Annotated in this window: 2 protein-coding genes; both read right to left on the bottom strand. The window is 69.2% G+C overall.

Annotated elements, in window-relative coordinates:
- Nucleotides 1–419: 419 nt before the first annotated feature.
- Nucleotides 420–1184: a 3-oxoacyl-ACP reductase gene (locus tag NN4_RS44465; RefSeq protein ID WP_107658621.1), complete on the bottom strand. Its 765-nt coding sequence runs from the start codon at nucleotides 1182–1184 to the stop codon at nucleotides 420–422.
- A 27-nt stretch (nucleotides 1185–1211) separates the two neighbouring features.
- On the bottom strand, nucleotides 1212–2445 hold a 1234-nt coding region (locus tag NN4_RS44460; RefSeq protein ID WP_147144444.1), incomplete at its 5' end, for an aldehyde dehydrogenase family protein.

Raw genomic sequence — 2445 nt, 5'->3', positions numbered from 1 at the left:
CCGGCCCCAGCGGCCCCAGCGCCAGGTGCACCAGGAGGAGCCCCCGCAGCACCGGCCCCAGCGCCGGGCACACCAGCAGCCCCCGCAGCACCCGCACCAGCGCCGGGCGCACCTGCCGCACCCGCACCGGGCGCGGGCGACCAGGGCAGCGAGTCAGCACCGAACGCCGCCGACGCCCCGAGCGAAACCCCTCCGGGCACGACAGGCACCGATAACAATGCAGCCGACTCAGGCGCCGGCGCCCAGACCCCTAATGTCGGCCTGGCGGAGAAAGTGGACAGGCTGACGCACAGCTTGAGCCTGCTCGACTATCTGCTGCAGCCACCGCCGCCTCCGGCCGCTCCTCCCGCGGCTCAGTAGTACCCGATGGCCGGTCGTCGCCGAGCCCGGCGCTCGGCGACGACCGATGCCACCCGCTACTACAGCGGGGTCACATAAGCACCGGAGATCCCACCGTCCACCAGGAACTGGGACGCCGTGATGAACGAAGCATCGTCGCTGGCGAGAAACGCTACGGCGGCGGCGATTTCCTCGGGTTCGGCGAAACGACCCGTCGGGATGTGTACCAGGCGACGAGCGGCCCGCTCCGGATCCTTGGCGAACAACTCCTGCAGCAACGGCGTATTGACCGGCCCGGGGCACAGCGCGTTGACCCGGATCCCGTTGCGGGCGAACTGAACCCCGAGTTCGCGGCTCATCGCGAGCACGCCACCCTTGGAGGCCGTGTAGGAGATCTGCGAGGTCGCCGCCCCCATCACCGCGACGAACGAGGCGGTGTTGATGACCGACCCCTTGCCACGCTCCAGCATGTGCCCGATGGCGTATTTGCTGCACAGGTAGACCGAGGTGAGATTGACCTCCTGCACCCGGCGCCAGGCGTCGAGACCGGTGGTCAGGATCGAATCGTCTTCCGGCGGTGAGATTCCCGCGTTGTTGAAGGCGATGTCGAGTCCGCCGTAGGTGTCGACGGCGGTCTGGAACAGGGCTTCGACCTGTGCCTCGTCGGTCACGTCGACCTTCACGTACAAGCCGGCGACCTCGGCGGCCGCCGCCTCGCCGGTGCCTGCGTCGATGTCGGCGACGACGACCTTCGCGCCCTCGGCCGCGAAGCGGCGGACCGTGGCGAGGCCGATGCCGCTACCGCCGCCGGTGACAACGGCGACTCGATCCTGTAAGCGCTGCAAGGTATCTCCTGTCGGGTAGAAAAGGGTTCACTGCGTGGCGATGAAGACGTTCTTGGTCTCGGTGAACGCGAGTGCGGCGTCGGGGCCGAGTTCGCGCCCGAGGCCGGACTGTTTGAATCCGCCGAACGGAGTCCAATACCGCACGGAGGAGTGCGAATTCACCGACAGGTTCCCGGCCTCGACGGCGCGGGAGACCCGCAGCGCCCGGCCGACGTCGTTGGTCCAGATGGAGCCGGACAACCCGTACTCGGTGTCGTTGGCGATCCGGACGGCGTCGGCCTCGTCCTCGAACGGCAGCACCGCGACCACCGGGCCGAACACCTCCTCGGTGAGCACCCGGTCGGTGGGCGCGTCCGGCAGCACAACCGTTGGCGGATACCAGAATCCGGGCCCGTCGGGGCGCGCACCGGTGAACGCGACCTTCGTGGACGGCTCGATGTAGGCGGCCACGCGGTCGCGATGCGCGGCGGAGATCAACGGACCCATCTCGGTGGACTCCTGCGTCGGGTCGCCTACCCGGACCCCGCGCACCGCAGGCTCGAGCAACTCCAGGAACTTGTCGAAAACACTGCGCTGCACGAGGATTCGCGAGCGCGCACAGCAATCCTGACCGGCATTGTCGAACACGCCGTACGGTGCGGTGGCCGCCGCCCGCGCCAGATCGGCGTCGGCGAACACGATGTTCGCGCTCTTGCCGCCGAGCTCCAGCGTCACCCGCTTCACCTGTTGCGCGCAGCCCGCCATGATCTGGGTGCCCACCTCGGTGGAGCCGGTGAACACCACCTTGCGCACCGCGGGATGGGTCACGAACCGCTGCCCGATCACAGACCCCTTGCCCGGCAGCACCTGGAAGACGTGTTCCGGCAGGCCCGCTTCGAGCGCGAGCTCACCCAGCCGGATCGCGGTCAGCGGCGTCAGCTCGGCGGGCTTGAGCACCACCGCGTTTCCCGCCGCCAGTGCGGGCGCGAAGCCCCACGCCGCGATCGGCATCGGGAAGTTCCACGGCACGATCACCCCGACCACGCCGAGCGGTTCGTGGAAGGTGATGTTCACCCCACCCGCGACCGGAATCTGATTGCCCAGCAACCGTTCCGGCATGCCTGCCGCATAGTGCAGCACGTCGCGGACGTTGCCCGCCTCCCAGCGCGCATTGCCGATGGTGTGGCCGGAGTTGCTGACCTCCAATTGGGCCAGCCGCTCCAGATCCGCGTCGACGGCCGCGGCGAACCGGCGCAGCAGCCGGGCCCGATCGCCGGGCGCC

This window comes from Nocardia ninae NBRC 108245 (assembly GCF_007990755.1).
Lineage (GTDB): Bacteria > Actinomycetota > Actinomycetes > Mycobacteriales > Mycobacteriaceae > Nocardia > Nocardia ninae.
This window is presented reverse-complemented; position numbering and strand designations above follow the sequence as displayed.